Raw genomic sequence first — 20,708 nt, 5'->3', positions numbered from 1 at the left:
CCCGCCGGTAAGAAAATTTTTATTATTTTAGGTAATCAACCACTAATTGCGTCATTGCATTTACGCCAAGCTGTAAAGCTTTTTCGTCTGCAAAAAAGTGTGGTGAATGGTTACTAGGTGCTGTAACTGCATCTTGACCTTTTGGTGTAACACCTAAGAAAAAGAACATGCCTGGTGTTTCTAAGGCGTAGTAACTAAAGTCTTCGGCACCTGTGATAAGTGGCGTTGTGATCAGGTTTTCTTTGCCAACCACACCAGCAAGAGTTGGTGTCATTTTCTTGGTTAATTCAACATCGTTCACTGTTACTGGGTAACCATGATCAATGTGAACATGGGCTTCTGCGCCACCTGATTCAGCTACCATCTCAGCGGTTTTAGCTAAACGTTTTTTAATGTCAGCACGCATTTCTTGGTCAAAGGTACGGATTGTGCCAACCATTTCAACTTCATCAGGGATGATGTTGTTACGCACACCGCCGTTAATGGCACCAAATGAAACCACAGAAGGCGCTTTGGTTACATCAACTTGGCGTGAGGCAATGGTTTGTGTTGCCATAATAATTTGTGATGACGCCACAATTGGGTCAACCCCATTCCAAGGACGTGAGCCGTGAGTTTGGCGACCTTTTACTGTGATTGTAAATTTGTCGGCGCTGGCCATTAGCGGCCCTTCACGAAAACCAATTTGTCCGGTATTAAGTGAGCTGGTTACGTGTAAACCAAATACGGCTTCTGGCTTTTCTTTAAATAAGCCTTCTTTAAGCATCAGCTCAGCACCACCTTCTTCGCCATCAGGAGCACCTTCTTCAGCAGGTTGGAAGACAAACAGAATATCACCCGCTAGTTGGTCTTTAATTTTTACTAAAGACTCAGCGGCTGCCATTAAAATAGCCACATGGTTATCATGACCACAGGCATGCATTACGCCAACGGTATTGCCTTTGTACTCTGTTGTTTGAGTTGACGCGAAAGGTAAGTCTACTTGCTCTTTTACAGGTAGTGCATCCATATCTGCACGTAGCGCAATGAGCGGACCTTTTTTGCCCCCTTTAAGTTTGGCAACCACACCGGTATGAGCCACACCTGTTTGAACCTCAAGGCCTAACGAACGTAAATGCTTAGCCACGTATTTGGCTGTTTCAAACTCACGGTTACTAAGCTCTGGGTATTGGTGTAAATGACGGCGCCATTTAATGACTTTTTCGCTGACGCTTTTATTGGCAGATTTAAGTTCAGTATTAATATCACTAGCAAATGCAGGTGTAGAAATAGCACTGAGAAGTAGGCTGGTCGAAAGTAGTTTGTTTAACATCCCGTATCCTTTTATTATTTAGATATCCAAATAACCTGTGAAACGCTGAATTCTGCATTTTGAGGTGGCTTGGATATATGCACACTACAACAATGTAAAGGATAAACACTTGAATGAACAAGACCTTTCGGTAATTAACCAAGACAAATGGTTTAAAAATCGCACACAATTATTTAGGGACAAGCTAGTAAAAAATGCTAAATTAATCACCTTAAATGCGGGTGATGCATTGTTTTTGCGTGGTGATGAAAATACCGGTCTGTATTGTGTTATTAATGGCGTGCTTAGAGTTTCTGGGGTTAATAGCCAAGGCAAAGAAGCCGTGCTCAGTTTTGTAACCAGTGCTATGTGGTTTGGTGAAGTTGCTCTGTTTGATGGTGGTAAGCGCACCCACGATGTGTATGCTCAAACTGCGGTACGACTTTTACACGTACCTGAGCGGGCATTAACTCAGTTATTACAAGAGCATCCTGCTTATTGGCATGATTTTGGTCTGCTGCTTACCAACAAAGTGCGAAACCTGTTTGACTCATTAGAAGATCACGCACTCCTTACAGCAAAGCAAAAGGTGAGTAAGCGGTTGTGCATGCTTTATCAGTCGTCACTCCAAAGTTGTTTGCCGCTTACCCAGCAACAACTTGCCGATATGACCTATTTAACACGGCAAACCATTAACCAAATTTTACAATCTCTGCAAGCTGATTCAATTATTAATCTTAAATATCAAACGATTGAGATTATTGATATCGATAAATTGCAATCTCAATGCTAGCTTGGAACTAAAATTGCTACAAGGTTGTAATCAAGCTTAAATGGAAGACAACTTGTGGCGATTACATTTCATAATCAATATAACCCTTATCACGCTTCGGCTACAGCTAAGCTGTCGCAAACGGCTCGCACTGAGGGTGTGAAAGCCATACATACGCCTACATCTTCAGCACAACAACTTTTACAAAAGCAGCCTGAGCCCAGCTCTTTTTTAGCGCAGGCACAAGAAGCTTTGGTTTATCAGCGACTCGGGGTTGATAAAGAGAAAATTGATGAAATAAAAGCGCAAATAGAGAAGCTTGCTGAACAAATGCAACAACAAGGTGCCGATACTAAAGCACTGCAAGAAAAAATGAATGAGCTGCAAGCGATGCTCGATGAAGAGTATCAAAAAGGTCGCGAACGCATGGATATGCGACCAGAAGCTGAAAAAGGCAAAGATATTGATGCGCTGGTTTAATGTGTGAGTTTAAGCTAGCAACTTAAAATGTCGGCTAGTTGACATTCTTGTTGGTGAATTTTCTGCTAATCTGAATTTTGAACACAGTTTTGGCAGGAAAAACAATGAAAACATTAAAACAACAACTGACAAATTACGCCCTCTATCACCGTTCTAAACGCAATATTTACACTCACTTTATTGGCATTCCATTAATTGTGTTTGCAATTACTTGTTTATTACAACGCGTCACGCTTATCTCAGAGCCTGCTGTCATCTCTTTAGCAACCATGGTGATTGTACTCACCTGTCTTTATTACTTAATGCTTAGCTTATCTATGGGGTTAATTATGGCTGTTTGCTTAAGTTTGTTAAGCATTGCTGCTGAGCCTGTGGTGTCGCTTTCAACAGAGTTATGGCTAGCTGTGAGCATTGGCAGTTTCGTTGTTGGTTGGGTGTTTCAGTTTATTGGTCACTATTTTGAAGGTAAAAAGCCAGCCTTTGTTGATGATTTAATTGGTTTGGTCATAGGGCCGTTATTTGTATTAGCAGAGTTCTTGATTATGCTTGGTTTTTATAAAGATATTGCTGATCATATTGAACAACATGCAGGGCCTAACAAAGCATAACAACAATAATAAGGAACACACATGCAATTAAATGGCAAAACAGTTTGGGTTACAGGGGCATCTTCTGGGATTGGTGAGGCACTTTGTGAGCAACTAGCAGCTAAAGGGGCAACGCTAATACTGTCTGCCCGCAATGAAGATAAGCTCAATAAGCTGAATAAACGGCTCGGTGGCAATCATCACGTGGTCGCTCTTGATTTGGCGAAACCTGAAGCCTTACTTGAAGATATGCCCGCAGTGATTGAGCGAATTGGCCGCATTGATGTGCTTATCAATAACGGTGGAGTGTCGCAGCGCAGTTTATTTTTAGAAAATGAATTCACTGTGTATCGCCAACTGATGGAAGTAAACTACTTTGGTTTAATTGCCTTAACCAAGGCGGTCGTACCCCAGATGGTTAACCAAGGTATGGGCATGGTGGTCTCAATTAGCAGTGTGGCGGGTAAAGTCGGTTCAAAGTTCAGAACTGGTTATTCGGGCTCTAAATATGCGGTTGTTGGCTTTATGGATTGCTTAAGAGCAGAATTAGCCGATAAAAATGTGAATTGCCTGACTATTTGCCCGGGTTCAATTAAAACAGCGATTGCGCATAATTCGTTAGATGGCCAAGGTAAGCCGCAAAATAAACCAGAACAATCAATCGAAAACGGCATGGATGTGGCAAAAGCGGCTGCAAAAATGATCAAAGCCATTGAAGCCGAGAAAGATGAGGTCGTTATTGGTGAAGGAATAAGTGGTTTAGCACCGACTATTAAGCGTTTTTTTCCGGGCTTTTTTAATCGACTCACAGCAAAAATGAACTATAGATAATTTATTATCATTTGTTAGCGAATGATTCTCAGTAAACAATGCGCAACTTGGGTTGCGCATTTTTTGTACCAAATGGTCGGATTATTATCACTTTAATCGATAAAAGGCACTAGTTTGCTATGGTTAAACGGGGATGGATTAGCATACAATGGGGTAAAAGTAGTCCAAACAAGAGAGAACAACAATGGCCGCATTTGGTACTGTATTTATGCCACAAATGATCCAAGCACGTTTTGCTGATAACTCATGGAGTGAAAGCGCGCTGGTCCCATCTGATAAAATCGAATTACATGCGGGTGCTCACGTATTACATTACTCAAGCACCTGTTTTGAAGGATTAAAAGCATTTCGTCACGAAGATGGCTCGGTCTATATCTTTCGTATGGATGCTAACATTGCTCGTATGAAACAAAGCTCTAAGTTACTAAACTTACCTGACTTTGACGAAAGCATGCTTGAGCAAATGATCAAAGACATTGTAAAAGAGTACGCAGACGAAACACCAACACCGCCGGGTTCAATGTATATTCGCCCAACTCACATTGGTACAGAAGCGGCAATTGGTAAAGCGGCTGCGCCGTCAATGAGTTCCTTGCTTTACGTATTGCTTTCGCCAGTAGGTGATTATTTCTCAGGCGGTGCTACAGCATTACGTGTATTACTTGAAGAAGACGGCATGCGCTGTGCACCACACATGGGTATGGTTAAAAGTGGTGGTAACTATGCAAGTGCATTAGGTCCAATCTTAGAAGCTCGCTCAGAGCATCAAGCAGACCAAATTTTATTCTGCCCTGGTGGTGATGTACAAGAAACGGGTGCTGCAAACTTCATTCTAATTGATGGTGATGAAATCATCACAAAAGCACTTGATAGCACATTCCTACACGGTGTGACGCGTAATAGTATTTTAACGATTGCGAAAGATTTAGGTATGACAGTATCTGAGCGTAACTTTACTGTGTCTGAGTTACTAGAAAGAGCCGCTAAACCAGGTACTGAAGCTGCGTTATCAGGTACCGCTGCGGTACTGACCTCGGTTGGCACACTTATTCATAACGACCAAGAGTTTAAAGTGGGGTCGGGTGAACCAGGTGAGAAAGTTGCTAAATTACGCCAAGCATTGAACGATATTCAATGGGGCAAATCAGCAGATACTCATGGCTGGTTAACAAAAGTATAATCGCTGAGCAAATACATGCTTTGAAGAGCCACGTTACTACGTGGCTTTTTTTGTTTTTACATTGGTTTACAGCACTTCCTGTGTTTAACCGCAAATTACTAGACATTCTAGTGCTTTAATTTTACTTTCATTTTATTAACAATAACTAAAAGTAAATTTATTATGATCAAGAAAACACTAGCATGTGCAATTGTTGTTGCATTGGCGGGCTGCGGTGAATCTACCCCAACAAAAACAGAACAAACAGTAAAAACTGCAGAGGTTAAAGCTGCTGTGAATTATCCAGAAACTAAAAAAGGCAATGTTGTTGATGAATACTTCGGTGAGAAAGTAGCCGATCCGTATCGTTGGTTAGAAGACGATATGAGCGACGAAACAGCCCAGTGGGTTAAAGCCGAAAATGACGTTACCTTTTCTTATCTAAAAAATATTCCGTATCGCGATGAGCTAAAAACTACGCTTGAAAAGTTGATGAACTACGAAAAAGTCACAGCGCCATTTAAAGAGGGTGACTACACCTACTTTTATAAAAACGATGGTCTGCAAAATCAGTATGTAGTTTATCGTAAAAAAGGTGACTCAGAAGCTGAGGTGTTCTTAGATCCAAATACTTTCAGTAGCGACGGCACAACCTCAATGTCGGGCTTAACATTCACAGAGGACGGCACGCTAGCGGCCTATCAAATCTCTGAAGGCGGCAGTGACTGGCGTAAAATTATCATTATTGATACAGCGACTAAACAACCAATTGAAGAAGCATTAGTCGATGTAAAATTCAGCGGTATTTCTTGGCTTGGCAACGAAGGATTCTATTATTCGAGCTACGATAAGCCAAAGGGTAGTGAGCTGTCTGCAAAAACAGATCAACATAAAGTTTACTACCATAAGTTAGGCACGGCACAAGCAGATGACCAATTAGTTTATGGTGGCACAGAGGCTCAGAAACATCGTTATATTGGTGCTGATGTAACCCGTGATAATCGTTATTTAATAATTGCTGCAAGTACTTCAACTTCAGGTAATAAACTGTTTATCAAAGATTTAACTAAGCCTGACAGCGAGCTAGTGACTATTTTAGATAACACTGACTCAGATACCTCAATTATTGATAATGACGGCTCGAAACTGTATTTAGTGACTAACTTAAACGCGCCAAATAAACGTGTTGTAACTGTTGATGCAGCTGATCCAAGCCCTGAAAATTGGCAAGATTTAATCCCAGAAACTGACAATGTGCTTAGCCTTTCAAAAGGTGGTGACTACTTCTTTGCTAAGTATATGGTTGATGCGATTTCACAAGTAAAACAATACGATAAATCAGGCAAATTGGTGCGTGATATCAGCCTGCCAGGTGTGGGTACTGCATATGGCTTTAGCGGTAAGCACGATGCACAAACGCTGTATTACTCATTTACTAATTACACTACACCAGGCAATACCTATTCGTTTGATGTTGAATCAGGTAAGTCTGATGTGTACCGCAAGTCGGGCGCTAAATTTAATAGCGAAGAATATATCTCTGAACAAGTGTTCTATACATCAAAAGATGGCACCAAAGTTCCGATGATAATTTCGTACAAAAAGGGCACCGAACTTAACGGTAAAAATCCGACTATTTTATATGGTTATGGTGGCTTTAACGTGAGCCTAACACCAAGCTACAGCCCTACAATTGCGGCATGGCTTGAGCACGGTGGTGTATATGCTGTTGCTAATATTCGTGGTGGTGGCGAATACGGTAAAGAATGGCATGTAAATGGTACACAGCTTAAGAAACAAAATGTATTTGATGACTTTATTGCTGCGGCTGAGTACTTAAACGAAAAACAATACAGCTCACCTGATTACCTAGCGGTACGTGGTGGCTCAAATGGTGGCTTATTAGTAGGTGCGGTTATGACACAGCGCCCTGAGCTATTTAAAGTTGCGCTTCCTGCTGTAGGTGTTTTAGATATGCTGCGTTACCACACTTTTACAGCGGGTGCTGGTTGGGCGTATGACTACGGTACGAGTGAACAAAGTAAAGAAATGTTCGAGTACTTAAAAGGCTATTCACCAGTTCACAATGTAAAAGAGGGTGTTAGCTACCCAGCAACCTTAGTAACAACAGGGGATCATGATGACCGTGTTGTGCCTGCGCATTCATTTAAGTTTGCAGCCGAGCTACAAGAAAAAGGTGCGAAACAAAATCCGTATCTTATTCGCATTGAAACAAATGCAGGTCATGGTGCAGGAACACCAACAAGTAAGATCATTGATCAATACGCTGATATTTATGGCTTTACCCTATATAACATGGGTGTTAAATCGCTATAAGATATTTATTAACTAAAATGAAAACGCCGAGCTAAGCTCGGCGTTTTTATATCGATTGATTGAGATGTTTATAAATCGATACCCAGCGCGAAAATCATTTTGTAATCTTCTTTTTCTGGTACTACACCGTTTTCATCGGCAATCGGGTCAGCTAAATAGTCCCATACTAATGACATATCAAAATCAATATCATCAGTGATCTCAAACTCAAACGCAGCCATCGCATATTGAGAGTCACCACCTGCATCACTGTTTGCAGTTAGGTAGCGATAATTAAAGGTAAAATCAATTTTCTTGGTGACCTCTAGCTCGTAATTAGTGCCGACAAAATATGACCAAGATGAATTTGATTTTTCTTCACCCGTAGCGACAGTATCAAACTCAGTTTTTTGATAAGCAGGGCCTGTTGAAAAATCCCATTCTGTTTTATCGGTATCCATTACATAGTAACCAACACCGGCACCCACTGTGTACTTGTTAGCGATATTTTGAAACGGATCACGGTAGTACTCAAAGAAGATAGGGCGGTAATACATTTTTTGGGTCTGAAACCAGTCGAAGGTACCGTTAGCGCGAATGTTGTTTTTAGTGACTTGCTCATCGCTGGTGGTGCGATAACCTAAAAACTCAGCGAGGAAACGGCTAGACGCCGTACGGCGCTTGATATCTGCACGAGCCGAATACTCTGTTTGGTCAGTATTACCTTTTGATATATCGGCACCTAGAGATATTTTCACTGTCCATGCACTGAGTTCGCTTTCAACTGAAGGAGCAATAGAGACCAAATCGCGATAACGGTATTTAGCTTCTTGTTCGCCAACTTTTACATAACCACCAGAGATATTTAATGTGCCGCTTAGCTCATTACCATCGTTAAAGCGAACGGTATGGTGACGATCTGAGATAATCATGTAGACATCTTCGCGATCAATAATCAAGGTGTCGAGCACATCACTGTCGAACTCGATTTCTTTATCGTACATGGAGACCAGCTCGCCTTTGAGCCATTCGCCCGAATTCAGCCGTACCCAATCGAAATGAGTGGCATCTTTTATGATTATGCCGCGTTCTTCAAGAAGCGGATCAGGAAGTGATTCTGCACCATAGCAAGCAAATGAGCTTGCTACAGCAGCAATAATAAGCAGGTATTTTTTGAGCATTATTTCAATCCATGTTAAATAAAATGCATTCAAGGGGTGAGATTGTTATTACTATAACCTGTTCGATTTTAGAACAATTTTAACTACTGTTCAAAAATTACTTAAGCAGATGGCAAAAACAAGCGCTGATAGGTTTTATAAGCATATTCATCACTCATCCCAGATAAGTAGTCACATATTATGCGCATTGCATTATCACCTTGCTGATGCGCATTTAGCCACATTTCTTGGGTTGTTTCCGGTAATAAGCGCATTGGGTCGCTGGCAAAAGCACTAAATAGCTCAATCAGCAGGTTTTGCCCTTTAAATTCAACTTGCTGCATCTTTGGCTCGCGAATTAAACGTTTAAAAACAAAATGTTTTAGCACGTTAAGAATTTCGGCAAATTCATCCGGTAGGCTTACTGTGTATTGCAGTATTTCTGATTCGAAATCTGCGTTTTGTACAACTAACTGAGCGTTAATAATAAAGGTGTTAACCAACTCACCAATAGCGTCTTTACGCTCATACTCGTGATGAGAAAAGAGTCTGGCGGTTATCGAGCTTAAATGGGTAGTTAGCCACGCTGAATCGAGCTCTTGTAATTGTACAAGGGCGTGGTTTTGCCAATCAGCCAGCGTTAAAACCTCTGTAGCTATGGCATCTTCTAAATCGTGAACGGCATAAGCAATATCGTCGGCTAATTCCATAATTGCTGAGTCTATCGATTTGTAATGGGTTTTAGCTCTAAACTCATCAACCTTATAATGACTACTCAGCAGCGCTTTATCGTTATTCGACAGTGGCTCAATGATCCAATCGAAAACATCTTTATCGTCTTTATATAAGCCTTTGGCTGGTCGCCAATGGTCAGCTTTAATAAAACTACGTTGCTCACTCAAAGGTGGAATGCTGTGCCACAAATCATCAATAAAGGCTGGATATTTAATAAAGCCTAATAAGGTGCGTCTGGTTAAGTTCATGCCATAGCCATTAGAATAGGGCTCAAGCTTAGACACAATTCTTAATGTTTGGGCGTTACCTTCAAAGCCACCATGCTCGCGCATCATGTAATTTAATGCTATTTCACCACCATGACCAAAAGGAGGGTGGCCAATATCATGAGCAAGACATAGGGTCTCGAGTAGGCTACCGCTCGGAAAATTCGTAAATTCAGGGTGCTGCTTTTTTAGATGACGTAATAAACCACTGCCAATTTGAGCAACTTCTAAAGAATGGGTCAGACGGGTTCTATAAAAATCATTTAAGCCAATACCCATAATTTGGGTTTTAGCCTGCAACCTCCTAAAGGCTGCGGCGTGGATGATTCGAGAGCGGTCAACTTGCCAAGCTGAGCGGTTATCGTTTGGACGATATTTTTGCTGATCAATAATGCGAGCTTGCCAAGATTGGCACATAAAAATAACCTACCTTTTTCTCGTTTGCTTGCTTTTCAGTATACGCAAGCGCTTGAAAATTGCGAGTAAATTGGCGCTAAATCACGCTATTTTGGTAAAGGTTTAGGTAATTTCCTTAGGGCAAATTCGCCAAAAATAGACGGTTTTGGTATACTTCGCCTTTGTGTGTGCGTGACGTTACCGCACATGAGTAGTAGTTTATATGAGAGAATACATGCTTAATTACGTTTTTCGAGCTTTACTTGCTGCTTTTTTTGCATGGGCGTTGTTATCGCCATTTGTAGATAAAGAAGTAGTAGAAAGTGGGTCTGAACAATCGCAGACAACGCCAAAAGGGACCCAGCGCGTAATCAAAAAAGAAAAGCCATTACATAATGTGAAACTGCCAGATTTTGCAGCTTTTACTGATGTGAAAGAAAAGAAACATGCATTTTTTGATTTTATTCGCCCTCATGTTGAGGCCGAAAATAAAAAGATTCTACAGCAGCGTGCGACTTTAGAAATCGCGCGCATGATGCTGGAGTACAATGAGCCACTAAGTAGCAAACAGCAATCAGATATTAAAAAAATACTGAATAGCTACAAGTTGCCTACCACCATAGATACTTTATCGCTTACCCAGGCACTTCGTCGTGTTGATATTATTCCTAAAGAGCTTGCGCTTATGCAAGCAGCTAATGAGTCAGCATGGGGTACGTCACGCTTTGCACGTATTGGCTTAAACTTTTTCGGCCAGTGGTGTTATAAAAAAGGCTGTGGCATGGTTCCTCGTCGCCGTGCCAACGAAGCAGCTCACGAAGTGGCTGCATTTCAATCGGTACGTGCTGCTGTAAACTCTTATTTTAAAAATATTAATACCCATGCGGCGTATAAAGATTTAAGATCAATTCGTGCTGATTTACGTCGCCAGCAAAAGCCAATTGATGCAACTAAGCTAACACAAGGTTTACTGTCTTACTCTGAACGACGTGAAGCGTACATTGAAGAATTGAATAAAATGATAAATCAAAACAGAGCTTACTTTGATGAATAAACTCCTTCCATGGTTAAAAGCAGCAACCATCGCGGTTGCGCTAGGTGCAGTTGCTTCAAAGGCCGCTGCAACAGAATTTGTTGTTGCCTATGATGGCTTTTACGATCGTTTGAAAGTTGTTAATAAAGGCGAGTTTCAATACGCTCAAGTTAACTTTTATTTGTCTGATATTGCTAGCAACGAAGTATGCACAATTAAATCAGGTAAAATAATTACAGAAAAACAAGAGTTTGACCTAACTTATACAGATAAGGCTCAACTACTTTTACCATTCGATAAGCAACTAGATACTGATAAAGCCGTAATAGTTGTTCAACCAGAAAATCCAAAACATGAATGCCAGTTAAAGTTACAAATTGAAGCAACGGATCTGGCTGATTTTGAACTCAGTAAAGCGAACTTATATACGTTAAATGAAGAATTTGACGAGCTTTTATCTGATTTGTCAGGCTTTTTTGTTAGCAAATTAATGTGGTTTTTACTGCCTGAACAACAAGGTGTTGTACTTAAATTTAACGGCCAAGATGCTATTTCGGCAAATGACGTTAGCTGTAAAGAGCAGCGTTGTTCAATAAAAGTAACAGACGACTGGCAAGACGATAACACAGTGCTTAGCAGTCATGCTGAGCTTATCAGTGCCACACCGTGGATTGTTAAATAGCGACCATATATTGGTAAAAGCGTTTAAACATCGACAAAAGGGACCTTATTAGGTCCTTTTTTCGTTGTGAAGCAGATAGTTCTTATGTCTCTTTTTTTAAAGAGTTGCCTCGGTATTTTGGTTTAGCATCAAAATCTGAAATTCATCGTAAGCAGAGCAGTTACTTTGACTGTTTATTTTATCTACATTATTCCCTTTAATTCATATCTTTTCTAACTATTTGTATTGCTGTGCATTTAAGAATTAGCGTGTTTTTAGATCTGAAAACAGTATGAAGATATGAGTCTTTACTGATTGTTTCTTGCTATAGATAAAAGGTTTAATTTTATTTTAGCATCCTTATTTTCACTTAATTATTAAGTGCTAACCTTCTATTTTTAAATGATTTTTCAAGAATTGAAAATATAGATTTAGATCAAGTTACTTAGCAATAACTGGCTTAAAGTAAAACTATAAAGATCTCAATATAGGTAGTTATAGTTTAAAAGGAGTCGTTATGCAGACAGTCAATGTCGAACCTGTATCAGTTAAACAACTGAAATTAGCCGAAGCCAATGCGAAGCAGGATGTGGTTTTTGATCTAAATGTTAAAAACCCAAGCTTAAAGTGGAATGCTGACGGTAAATACCCATATAAACGCAAAATGGACGTAGTTGAATACGAGCGCCATAAACACGAACTGCAAATCGAGCTTTTAAAAATGCAAGGCTGGGTAAAAGAGACCAACCAGCAAATTGTGATTTTATTTGAAGGTCGAGATGCGGCGGGTAAAGGTGGCACTATTAAGCGCTTTATGGAGCATTTAAACCCTCGTGGGGCGCACGTAGTGGCTTTAGAAAAACCATCTGCAAGAGAGCGTGATCAATGGTACTTTCAGCGTTACATTAACCACCTACCTACAAAGGGTGAAATTATATTATTTGACCGTTCTTGGTATAACCGAGCCGGTGTTGAGAAGGTAATGGGGTTTTGTGATGATCACGAATATTTAGAGTTTATGCGTCAAACACCTCAACTTGAACGTATGTTGGTGAATAGCGGTATTAAGCTATTTAAATATTGGTTTTCGGTCAGCAGAGAAGAGCAATTTAGACGCTTTAAATCGCGCCAAAATGACCCGCTCAAACAATGGAAGCTAAGCCCAGTTGATATGGCATCACTGGCTAAATGGCATGATTACAGTGATGCCAAAGATGCCATGATGTTTCATACCCATACTAAGGATGCACCTTGGACACAAATTCGCTCTGATGATAAAAAGCGCGGGCGTATCAACTGTATGCGTCATTTCTTAAGCTGTTTGGATTATCCAGAAAAAGATCACGAAATTGTGAATCGTCTCGACCCGCTTATTGTCACCGAACCTACCCGCATGTCTGCACGTAAGTAAAGGAAAATACTATGCAAAATTCACAGTCAGTATTTGAGAAGCGTCTTGCTAAGCTCGAAAAAATTCTCGAAAAGAGTAAAAAAGAAGTGGCTAGAACCTCTGAAATCGCAAAAGATGCAGCACTAAAAGCACAAGCAGCTGTAGAGTGTGCCAGTGAAGCAGAGAACCTAGCCGAAAATGCTAAAAAGCGCTTGAAAGCAGCTAAAAAGCAATTAAAAGAGGCCAAAGTGTTAAAAATAGCGCAGAAAAATGCGTCGAAAAAGTCGGCAATAAAACGTGCTAAACGAATGGCAAAGAATAAAAAAGCTAAAACTAAAAGCGCTTAACGTTAACAAAGGGCACAGGGCTCATGTGCCCTTTGTTTTTTATTAAGCGTATAGCTGGACATTTTTACGATTCTCGATATGCTAAACCTTACTTTTTCAGGGACTTAAAAGCATCTTAATGAAAACTTCAGCGCCTATTTTTGTTATTTTACTGCTATGTTCAGCTTGTAGCAGTCATTCACCTATCAACCAAGAAATGCAAACTAAGTTGCAAGGCTCATGGCAGTCTACAAATAGCCGAGTTTGTGAAGCTAATTTTCATACCATAACGTTTAAAAATAAAACATTAGAAATCTCTTATGATGAGCAGGGCTATATTTCCGCGTCTGAAGCGAGAAAAACCTTCGTTTATAATATTCTCTCAGCAGAGAAAAATTTAATCCGTGTGCAGCTTGAAAATGAAACTCGCTTAGATAAAAAGGGCAAGCCAGTAGTTTGGCATCTAAAACCTCTTAGAAATGATAAATACTGTTGGGGCAGAGATGATTGGCCTGACCTTGCTTGTACAGCTTCTCGTTACAAATGCACAGTAAAATAAATCAGCAGTTAGTTTACAGAGGTCAGAAAATTAGAGCATTCAGCCTATAAATTCATAAACTTTTGAGTCTATTCCCAAAGCGCTGTGCTTTACGTGGTATCTCTACGAGTGAAGCGCTTTAATTATCCCATGCTAATCATTTCAACTGGCTCAAAAAGTCCGTATAATCCACGCCGAACTTTTTACTATGAAACATGGCTTACAAAAGCCTGTATGAGCAGAGCAAATGAATCAAACTGATACTAGAAAAGAAACTCTTGAATTTAATAAACTTCAAAAGCGTCTAAGAAGGCATGTTGGTAACGCAATTACTGATTACAATATGATTGAAGACGGTGATGTTGTTATGGCATGTATCAGTGGTGGTAAAGATTCTTTTGCAATGCTAGATATTTTGCTTAATTTACAAAAAGCAGCGCCGATTAAATTTGAAGTAATTGCAGTAAACCTTGATCAGAAGCAACCTGGTTTTCCTGAGCACATTTTGCCTGATTACTTTGAAACGCTAAATATTCCGTATTACATCGTTGATAAAGATACTTACTCAGTAGTAAAAGAAAAAGTACCAGAGGGCAAAACAACCTGTGGTCTTTGTTCACGACTTCGTCGCGGCACACTTTATTCATTTGCAGAAAAAATTGGTGCAACCAAACTAGCACTTGGTCATCACATGGATGATATCGTTGAGACAATGTTCTTAAATATGTTCCATGGTTCACGACTAAAAGCGATGCCACCAAAATTGCGCTCTGATGATGAACGTAACGTGGTAATCCGTCCGTTGTCATATTGCCGTGAAAAAGACTTAATTAAATACGCTGAGCACAAAGACTTCCCAATTATTCCTTGTAATTTATGTGGCTCACAAGAAAACCTGCAGCGTCAATCAATCAAAGCGATGCTTACAGAGTGGGATAAGAAAACTCCAGGTCGTGTTGAGAGTATCTTTAAGTCTTTACAAAATGTTAGCCCAAGCCAGCTTGCAGACAGAAACTTATTTGATTTTGAAAATTTACCACTTGATAGAGAAGGCAATCGTGAAAGCTATGACTTTAGCGAGGCGGTGGTCTCATCAACAAACATTGATGAATCATTATTTATTGATGTAACAAATATATAAAAAGAAAAAAGCCCCAAACTGGGGCTTTTTTAATGCATATTTAAAAGGTTATTTAGCAAGTGGGCTCACATAGCCGTCTGGTTTTAGTGCTAAAACATCGCAGTCAAGGCTATCAATAACATGCTCTGCTGTGTTACCGACAAGCGCTGCACTTAAGCCAGTACGTCCAACTGTACCTATCACTACTAATTCGCTGTTGAGGCGTGAAGCCACATCAGGAATAACATCTTCTGGTAAGCCTTCTTCAATGTGGCAATGAGCTTTATCAATATCAAACCCTTCAGCTAATGAAAGCGTTGATTCAAAGTGATGTTTTTTAACTGATTCGTTATAAACACCTGGGTTGAATTCAGGGATTTCAATAGCGATATTAACTGGAGTTGCTGGGTAGGCATTAACTAAGTTAAGCGTTGCGTTGGCCAAGTCACAAATGAAACGAGCGTCATTGATAATACGCTTATTAAGTTCAAGGTGTTGTTCATTCTCACTCACTGCGTTCACAGCAGCTAAAATATTGCCTTTTGCCGGCCACTCTTTCTCTTTAACAAGTAAAACTGGAGCAGGGCACTTACGAATGAGGTGCCAGTCAGTTGGCGTGAAAATAACAGACTTAAGTGTATCGTGTTGATGAGTGCCTTTGACAACAAGGTCAAAACCATCGTTGATCACGGTATTGATTATGGCTTCGTAAGGGCGGTTATGCCAAACCACACAGCTATCAATGGTAAGCTCTGGGTAAAGGGCAATTTGTTCATTTAACCATTCTTGGCGGTCTTTTATTACGGCTTCGCGCATTGCTTCACGCTCATCAGCAGAAAGCATTGTGGTCATTTCATAAGAGAAGTCGTAGATACTGAGGAAAGCGGTAATGGTCGCGCCAGATTTTTTGGCTAGATCAATTGAGCGGCTTAAACTATGCTGCTGCTCTTTGGTTGGGTCTATAACTGCTAAAATTCGTTTAATTGCGTCCATGTGCTGCTCCTTAACTGTTCCGCAAAAAGTAGTACTTTGAGTGTAACCTAAATTTAGAACAGTTAAAGGGGCAAACCATATAAAGTTGCGTTAAATCAAACTCTATTTACATTTAATCGCTGCTGTTGCTGCAAGCGCTTGCTGGTCCAAAATGGTGATAAATTTACCTTCAACCTTAATAAAACCAGCTTTTTGGAAGCGGCTTAAAAGGCGGCTAATTGTTTCAACAGTAAGGCCTAAATAATTACCGATTTCACCACGTGTCATGGTTAAACGGAATTCTTTACGTGAGAAACCACGTTCACCAAAACGCTCTGCAAGATTATAAATAAAACTGGCTAGACGCTCTTCAGCTGACTTCTTATTGAGTAACAATAACATTTCTTGGTCATAGTTAATTTCATTACTCATTAAACGCATAATTTGTTGGCGTAGCTTAGGTAGTTTACCCGCTAATTCGTCTAGAGTATCGAATGGAATTTCACATACCATTGAAGTTTCAAGGGCTTGTGAGAAGCTTTGATGAGCCATTTTGTTAATAGCATCGAAACCAACCAAATCACCAGCTAGATGAAAACCAGTAATTTGTTCATCACCTTGTTCTGACAAAGTATAAGACTTAAACGAGCCAGAGCGTACCGCATAAATGGCATTTAAGCTTTCGCCAGACTCAAATAAATAATCACCTTTATGCAGTGGTTTCTTACGTTCGATGATTTCATCGAGACGATCCATTTCTTGACCGTTTAATGAAAATGGCAAACATAGCTGGCTGATACTGCAATTATTACAGCTAATTGTGCATAAGCCTTTTGACTTGTTTTGTGAGAAGTCCATACATCAAATCCATTCAAATAAGTTAACAACCCGTAAGATTAATGAATTAGCTTATCGGTTGCTATAATTAATAAGTATATACCGTACCATATTATTACGCTTCCTAGAATAACCCTAGTCCAAACATGGTTGAAAATAGTGTTTATTTTCTGGCTGACGAGTCCTACGCTTATCATCGCAGGAAAGGTGCCTAACGCGAAAAATAACATCACACCTGCACCATGTGATGCTGATGGGCTAGTCAGTGCCCAGGTTAGCGCTGAATAAACTAATCCACAGGGCAACCAGCCCCATAAAGCGCCATAGAGTAGGGCTTTAGGGGTAGTATCGACTGGTAATAAATAACGATTAAGTTTAGCTAAATGCTGCCATACTAGGGTTTTGCCAAGTTTTTCTAGCCACTGAAGAGTTGCCGCTAAACGCATAATGTAAACCCCAACAAGGAGCATAAAAATACCACTCAAAAACGACAACGCTATCGATATAGAAGTATTTTGCGCTGCAAAGCGACTACTAATTCCTGCAACAAGAGCACCGGCAAGCATGTAACTTAGTGCGCGGCCTAGGTTATAAGCAATCGAAAAGCTCACAGCACGGTTTTTGTTGGCGGCAAGTTGTAAACTACTGGCAATGCCACCACACATAGCTAGGCAATGACCACTGCCTAACAACCCCATTACAAATGCACTAATAAACAGCGGTTCAATCATTACTTTTGTTGTGCTGCTCTTTATCGTCTTCGAACAGGATACTGTGGCCCTGTTTGTTTAAATCAGAAAATTGTTCGCTTTTTACAGCCCAAAAGAACACCCCAATAGCAATCAGCACAAATAAAATGGCAATTGGGATAAGCATGTAGATGATACTCATAGTTTTAATAACCTTAATGAGTTGGTAATAACCAAAATGGAGCTTGCAGACATACCAATTACAGCCATCCAAGGAGCAACAAGCCCAAGAGCTGCCAATGGTAAAATCGAACCATTGTAAATAAGTGATAATGCCAAGTTTTGCTTAACAATACGGCGAGTCTTTTTCGAGACAGTAAGCAAATGCTCTATGGCCGTTAGATCACTATTGAGTAATACCACATCGGCACTATTTTTGGAAATATCAGCGCCGGTTTCCATCGCAATAGATAAATGGGCACTGGCAAATACAGGGCTGTCATTCACGCCATCACCGACCATAGCAACAATGGCACCTTTACTTGCAAGTGCTTCAACATGGGTTTGTTTGTCGCGAGGGCTACATGCAGCATGCACGGTATCTAAATTAAGCTGTTTTGCAATTCGCTCACCACTGTTAGAGGCATCGCCCGTTAACATATGGCACTTAATTTGTTGCAAGTGCAGTGTAGTAATCAATTTTTCTGCGTTATTACGTAGGCTGTCGGCTAAGTAAAAGCGCGCAACGACTTGTTTATCGATATATAAGGTTGCTTGCGCATCTGCTTTTTCGGTATCAAACCAACCGCTTTTACCTATCGCAAGGTGCTGATCATTGAGTAAAGCGGTAATGCCTTTACCCGGTTCGATAGTCACATTTTCAATAGGGTTCACTGTGTCGTTGAAACCAGCGAATGCATTAGCAATAGGGTGCTCAGAGAAACTTTCAAGTTGCGCTGCTAAGCGTAATGCATCAGCTTCACTGTATTGGGTGTTAACAAGTTCAACGCGTTCAATGGTAAAGCGACCTTGCGTTAAAGTACCTGTTTTATCAAAAGCGATATCTGTTAATTGTGGTAGCGTTTCTAACACATGGGCTTGTTTAATTAAAATTCCACGCTTCGTAAGGCTGGCTACAGCGCACGTGAGAGCGGTTGGAATTGCTAAACTAAGCGCACAAGGGCAGGTTGCAACAAGTACAGAAATAGTAACCCAAAAGGCATGATCGGGGTCTATTTGATACCAACCAATTGCTGTTATTGAGGCAAACACTAATAAACAGGCAACAAACCACTGCGCTACTTTATCTGTTATCTCAACTAAACGCGGGCGCTTGGTTAACGCTGTGTGTTGTAACTTAATAATTTGATTAAGCAGGGTATTTTGACCGATTTTGTTGATCTCAATACTGATCACACCATCATGGTTAATCGTTCCTGCGTAAACTTGATGGCTGACAAACTTATTAACGGGTTGATGCTCGCCAGTCATCATGGCTTCATCAACGGTTGTTTGACCTTTGGTAACAATACCATCAGCAGGAATTGTCTCGCCTGCTTTGATTAATACAACATCACCCAGTTTTAGTTTTTTAGCGGCAATTATCGATTCTTGATTATTTTCATCAATAATACGAGCTGTAAGCGGCAGTAACTTTTGCAAGTTAGCGGTAAATTCACTGGCTTTTAAACGAGCTCTAAATTCTAAATATTTACCTAATAATAATAAGAAGGTAAACATACAGATAGATTCAAAATAAACTTCGCCAACCGACATTAATGTGGCATAACAGCTTGCCCCATAAGCACCAAAAATAGCTAATGAGACGGGTAAATCCATATTCAGTTGTTTGGCTTTTAAACCATTAATGGCATTGGTTAAGAATGGCAGGGCACTATAAAGAATAACTGGAGAAGCAAGCACTAGGCTTATCCATCGAAAATACTGCTCGAAGTTCTCTTCCATGCCAGAGAACATGCCAAAATACATGGCAAAAGCAAACATCATTACTTGCATGGTCATCAGACCGGCAACCCCTAAACGGCGAATGTAGGCTTTTGCGGCTTGTTGTTTTTGGCTTGCTTCAAGGTCTGCCTGAAACGGATAGGCTTTATAGCCGATTTCATGTAGTGAGGTAATAATTTGGCTAAGCGGTGTAACCGATTTATCCCATTGGATCATGGCACGGTTAGTCGAAGTATTTACATCAACACGTTTGATTGCTTTTAAGTTAAGTAGTTGTTTTTCGATTAACCAAGCACAGGCAGCACAGGTGATGCCTTCAACCGTTAATAGCACTTCTGATAAATCATTAGTGGCTGAAATAAACTCGTCTTGAATATCTTCGTTATCGTAACTTTTAATCAACTCGAGTTGCTCTGGAACAAGTTGTTCAACTTTACCAGAGCGTACAGTTCTAAATTTATAGTAATCGGTCATGCCTTGGGCGACGATATTCTCAGCAACCGTTTGGCAACCAATACAACACATAGGTTGTGCCTTACCGTCTATTTCGACAGTCGCATTAAAGCCTTTTGGCACACTTTCAAGACAATGAAAGCAATTATCGGACATTAGAGTTTACTACTTATATTCAGGGCTAATCGAAATCGTTTTTTCAGTTGGTAGAATTACATCTTCTTTAAGTTTCCAACTGTTATCGATTGGTTCAATAAACACTGTGTATGCACCGTCAACATGGGTGTCGAGTAGGGCGGTAAAATCGCCATGGGCGTTTTTCATTAGGCTTACATCAAAGTCATTGGCTTTAATGGTGCGATGATAAAATGACATTTTTAAAGAATGAACATTACTTGCATCACCCTTGGTGAAAGTGAAAGTTACTTTGTCGCCTGCAACATTTAAATCGCCATGTAAATAAAGTGCTTTTGCTTTATTAAATTTGCTGAGTTCAAGGTTAATTGCTTTGCCTTTTTTATAGTAATCATCAACAACCATATCTGGGCCGTTGCCAATCGCCATATAAATAAGACCAGCACAGCCGATGATGGCTGCAAGAGGAAAAGAGATTAAAAACCATGGCCAAAAGTTTTTATACCAAGGAGTGGGTTTCATAGTACTTATACCTTTAAAAACGTTGTACGCATTTTATCGGATTTAAAAGCAAAAGACTAAAAAAAAGCCTCCAG

20 protein-coding genes and 1 pseudogene are annotated in these 20,708 nt (G+C 40.2%); 12 read left to right on the top strand and 9 right to left on the bottom strand.

What is annotated here, in order from left to right; genetic code table 11:
- Positions 1-22: 22 nt before the first annotated feature.
- The gene (locus VRK28_RS01265; RefSeq protein WP_055198688.1) at positions 23-1,312 is read right to left on the bottom strand and encodes an amidohydrolase; all 1,290 of its coding nucleotides are present in this window, start codon (positions 1,310-1,312) and stop codon (positions 23-25) included.
- A gap of 109 nt (positions 1,313-1,421) precedes the next feature.
- Here VRK28_RS01265 and VRK28_RS01260 point away from each other — a divergent pair, with 109 nt between their 5' ends.
- From VRK28_RS01260 to VRK28_RS01235, 6 genes and pseudogenes are all read left to right on the top strand, one after another.
- Complete coding sequence (locus VRK28_RS01260) at positions 1,422-2,084, top strand: Crp/Fnr family transcriptional regulator (RefSeq protein WP_130166474.1); 663 nt, start codon at positions 1,422-1,424, stop codon at positions 2,082-2,084.
- 54 nt (positions 2,085-2,138) lie between these two features.
- Positions 2,139-2,543, top strand: a complete 405-nt coding sequence (locus tag VRK28_RS01255; RefSeq protein WP_130166473.1) for a hypothetical protein — start codon at positions 2,139-2,141, stop codon at positions 2,541-2,543.
- A gap of 104 nt (positions 2,544-2,647) precedes the next feature.
- Positions 2,648-3,151 carry an Mpo1 family 2-hydroxy fatty acid dioxygenase gene (locus tag VRK28_RS01250; RefSeq protein WP_130166472.1) on the top strand — a complete coding sequence of 168 codons (504 nt, stop codon included), beginning with the start codon at positions 2,648-2,650 and terminating at the stop codon, positions 3,149-3,151.
- A 21-nt stretch (positions 3,152-3,172) separates the two neighbouring features.
- Positions 3,173-3,961, top strand: coding sequence for an SDR family oxidoreductase (locus tag VRK28_RS01245; protein ID WP_063704783.1), 789 nt, complete (start codon positions 3,173-3,175; stop codon positions 3,959-3,961).
- A gap of 178 nt (positions 3,962-4,139) precedes the next feature.
- Positions 4,140-5,141 (top strand): annotated as a pseudogene (locus VRK28_RS01240) (branched-chain amino acid aminotransferase); the annotation flags it as partial.
- A 162-nt stretch (positions 5,142-5,303) separates the two neighbouring features.
- Positions 5,304-7,457: a prolyl oligopeptidase family serine peptidase gene (locus VRK28_RS01235; RefSeq protein ID WP_130166471.1), complete on the top strand. Its 2,154-nt coding sequence runs from the start codon at positions 5,304-5,306 to the stop codon at positions 7,455-7,457.
- A gap of 68 nt (positions 7,458-7,525) precedes the next feature.
- On the opposite strand, the gene VRK28_RS01230 is transcribed toward VRK28_RS01235, so the two are convergent.
- On the bottom strand, positions 7,526-8,617 hold the full coding sequence (locus tag VRK28_RS01230; RefSeq protein ID WP_130166470.1) for a DUF481 domain-containing protein: 1,092 nt from the start codon (positions 8,615-8,617) through the stop codon (positions 7,526-7,528).
- 101 nt (positions 8,618-8,718) lie between these two features.
- Positions 8,719-10,014 (bottom strand): anti-phage deoxyguanosine triphosphatase, encoded by a 1,296-nt coding sequence (locus VRK28_RS01225; RefSeq protein WP_055021046.1) that lies wholly within the window; start codon positions 10,012-10,014, stop codon positions 8,719-8,721.
- Positions 10,015-10,228: 214 nt separating this feature from the next.
- Here VRK28_RS01225 and VRK28_RS01220 point away from each other — a divergent pair, with 214 nt between their 5' ends.
- The 6 genes from VRK28_RS01220 (at position 10,229) to ttcA (ending at position 15,082) form a co-directional block, all read left to right on the top strand.
- Positions 10,229-11,047, top strand: a complete 819-nt coding sequence (locus VRK28_RS01220; protein WP_058584850.1) for a glucosaminidase domain-containing protein — start codon at positions 10,229-10,231, stop codon at positions 11,045-11,047.
- Positions 11,040-11,708: a DUF2987 domain-containing protein gene (locus VRK28_RS01215; protein ID WP_054561320.1), complete on the top strand. Its 669-nt coding sequence runs from the start codon at positions 11,040-11,042 to the stop codon at positions 11,706-11,708. Before VRK28_RS01220 ends, VRK28_RS01215 begins: the two co-directional genes overlap by 8 nt.
- Before the next feature lie 496 nt (positions 11,709-12,204).
- Positions 12,205-13,098: a polyphosphate kinase 2 gene (gene ppk2 / locus VRK28_RS01210; RefSeq protein WP_138519627.1), complete on the top strand. Its 894-nt coding sequence runs from the start codon at positions 12,205-12,207 to the stop codon at positions 13,096-13,098.
- Between the two features lie 11 nt (positions 13,099-13,109).
- Entirely contained in the window at positions 13,110-13,424 is a 315-nt protein-coding gene (locus VRK28_RS01205) for a hypothetical protein (protein WP_130166468.1), read from the top strand.
- A gap of 118 nt (positions 13,425-13,542) precedes the next feature.
- Positions 13,543-13,962: a hypothetical protein gene (locus VRK28_RS01200; protein WP_138519626.1), complete on the top strand. Its 420-nt coding sequence runs from the start codon at positions 13,543-13,545 to the stop codon at positions 13,960-13,962.
- Positions 13,963-14,188: 226 nt separating this feature from the next.
- Positions 14,189-15,082: a tRNA 2-thiocytidine(32) synthetase TtcA gene (ttcA, locus tag VRK28_RS01195; RefSeq protein WP_054561325.1), complete on the top strand. Its 894-nt coding sequence runs from the start codon at positions 14,189-14,191 to the stop codon at positions 15,080-15,082.
- 48 nt (positions 15,083-15,130) lie between these two features.
- On the opposite strand, the gene uspE is transcribed toward ttcA, so the two are convergent.
- The 6 genes from uspE to VRK28_RS01165 form a co-directional block, all read right to left on the bottom strand.
- On the bottom strand, positions 15,131-16,054 hold the full coding sequence (gene uspE / locus VRK28_RS01190; protein ID WP_054561326.1) for a universal stress protein UspE: 924 nt from the start codon (positions 16,052-16,054) through the stop codon (positions 15,131-15,133).
- 102 nt (positions 16,055-16,156) lie between these two features.
- Entirely contained in the window at positions 16,157-16,891 is a 735-nt protein-coding gene (locus tag VRK28_RS01185; protein ID WP_054553050.1) for an FNR family transcription factor, read from the bottom strand.
- A gap of 38 nt (positions 16,892-16,929) precedes the next feature.
- Positions 16,930-17,601, bottom strand: coding sequence for a sulfite exporter TauE/SafE family protein (locus VRK28_RS01180; RefSeq protein WP_332393136.1), 672 nt, complete (start codon positions 17,599-17,601; stop codon positions 16,930-16,932).
- Positions 17,594-17,761 (bottom strand): cbb3-type cytochrome oxidase assembly protein CcoS, encoded by a 168-nt coding sequence (ccoS, locus tag VRK28_RS01175; RefSeq protein WP_054553052.1) that lies wholly within the window; start codon positions 17,759-17,761, stop codon positions 17,594-17,596. Before ccoS ends, VRK28_RS01180 begins: the two co-directional genes overlap by 8 nt.
- On the bottom strand, positions 17,758-20,133 hold the full coding sequence (locus VRK28_RS01170) for a heavy metal translocating P-type ATPase (RefSeq protein ID WP_332393135.1): 2,376 nt from the start codon (positions 20,131-20,133) through the stop codon (positions 17,758-17,760). The genes ccoS and VRK28_RS01170 overlap by 4 nt, the downstream gene beginning before the upstream one ends.
- A gap of 9 nt (positions 20,134-20,142) precedes the next feature.
- Entirely contained in the window at positions 20,143-20,634 is a 492-nt protein-coding gene (locus VRK28_RS01165) for a FixH family protein (protein WP_062565225.1), read from the bottom strand.
- Between the last annotated feature and the right edge of the window lie 74 nt (positions 20,635-20,708).

The organism is Pseudoalteromonas sp. P80D2 (assembly GCF_036680945.1).
Lineage (GTDB): Bacteria > Pseudomonadota > Gammaproteobacteria > Enterobacterales > Alteromonadaceae > Pseudoalteromonas > Pseudoalteromonas shioyasakiensis.
Note: the sequence above shows the minus strand (reverse complement) of the source record. Positions and strands in the feature narration are given on the sequence as shown.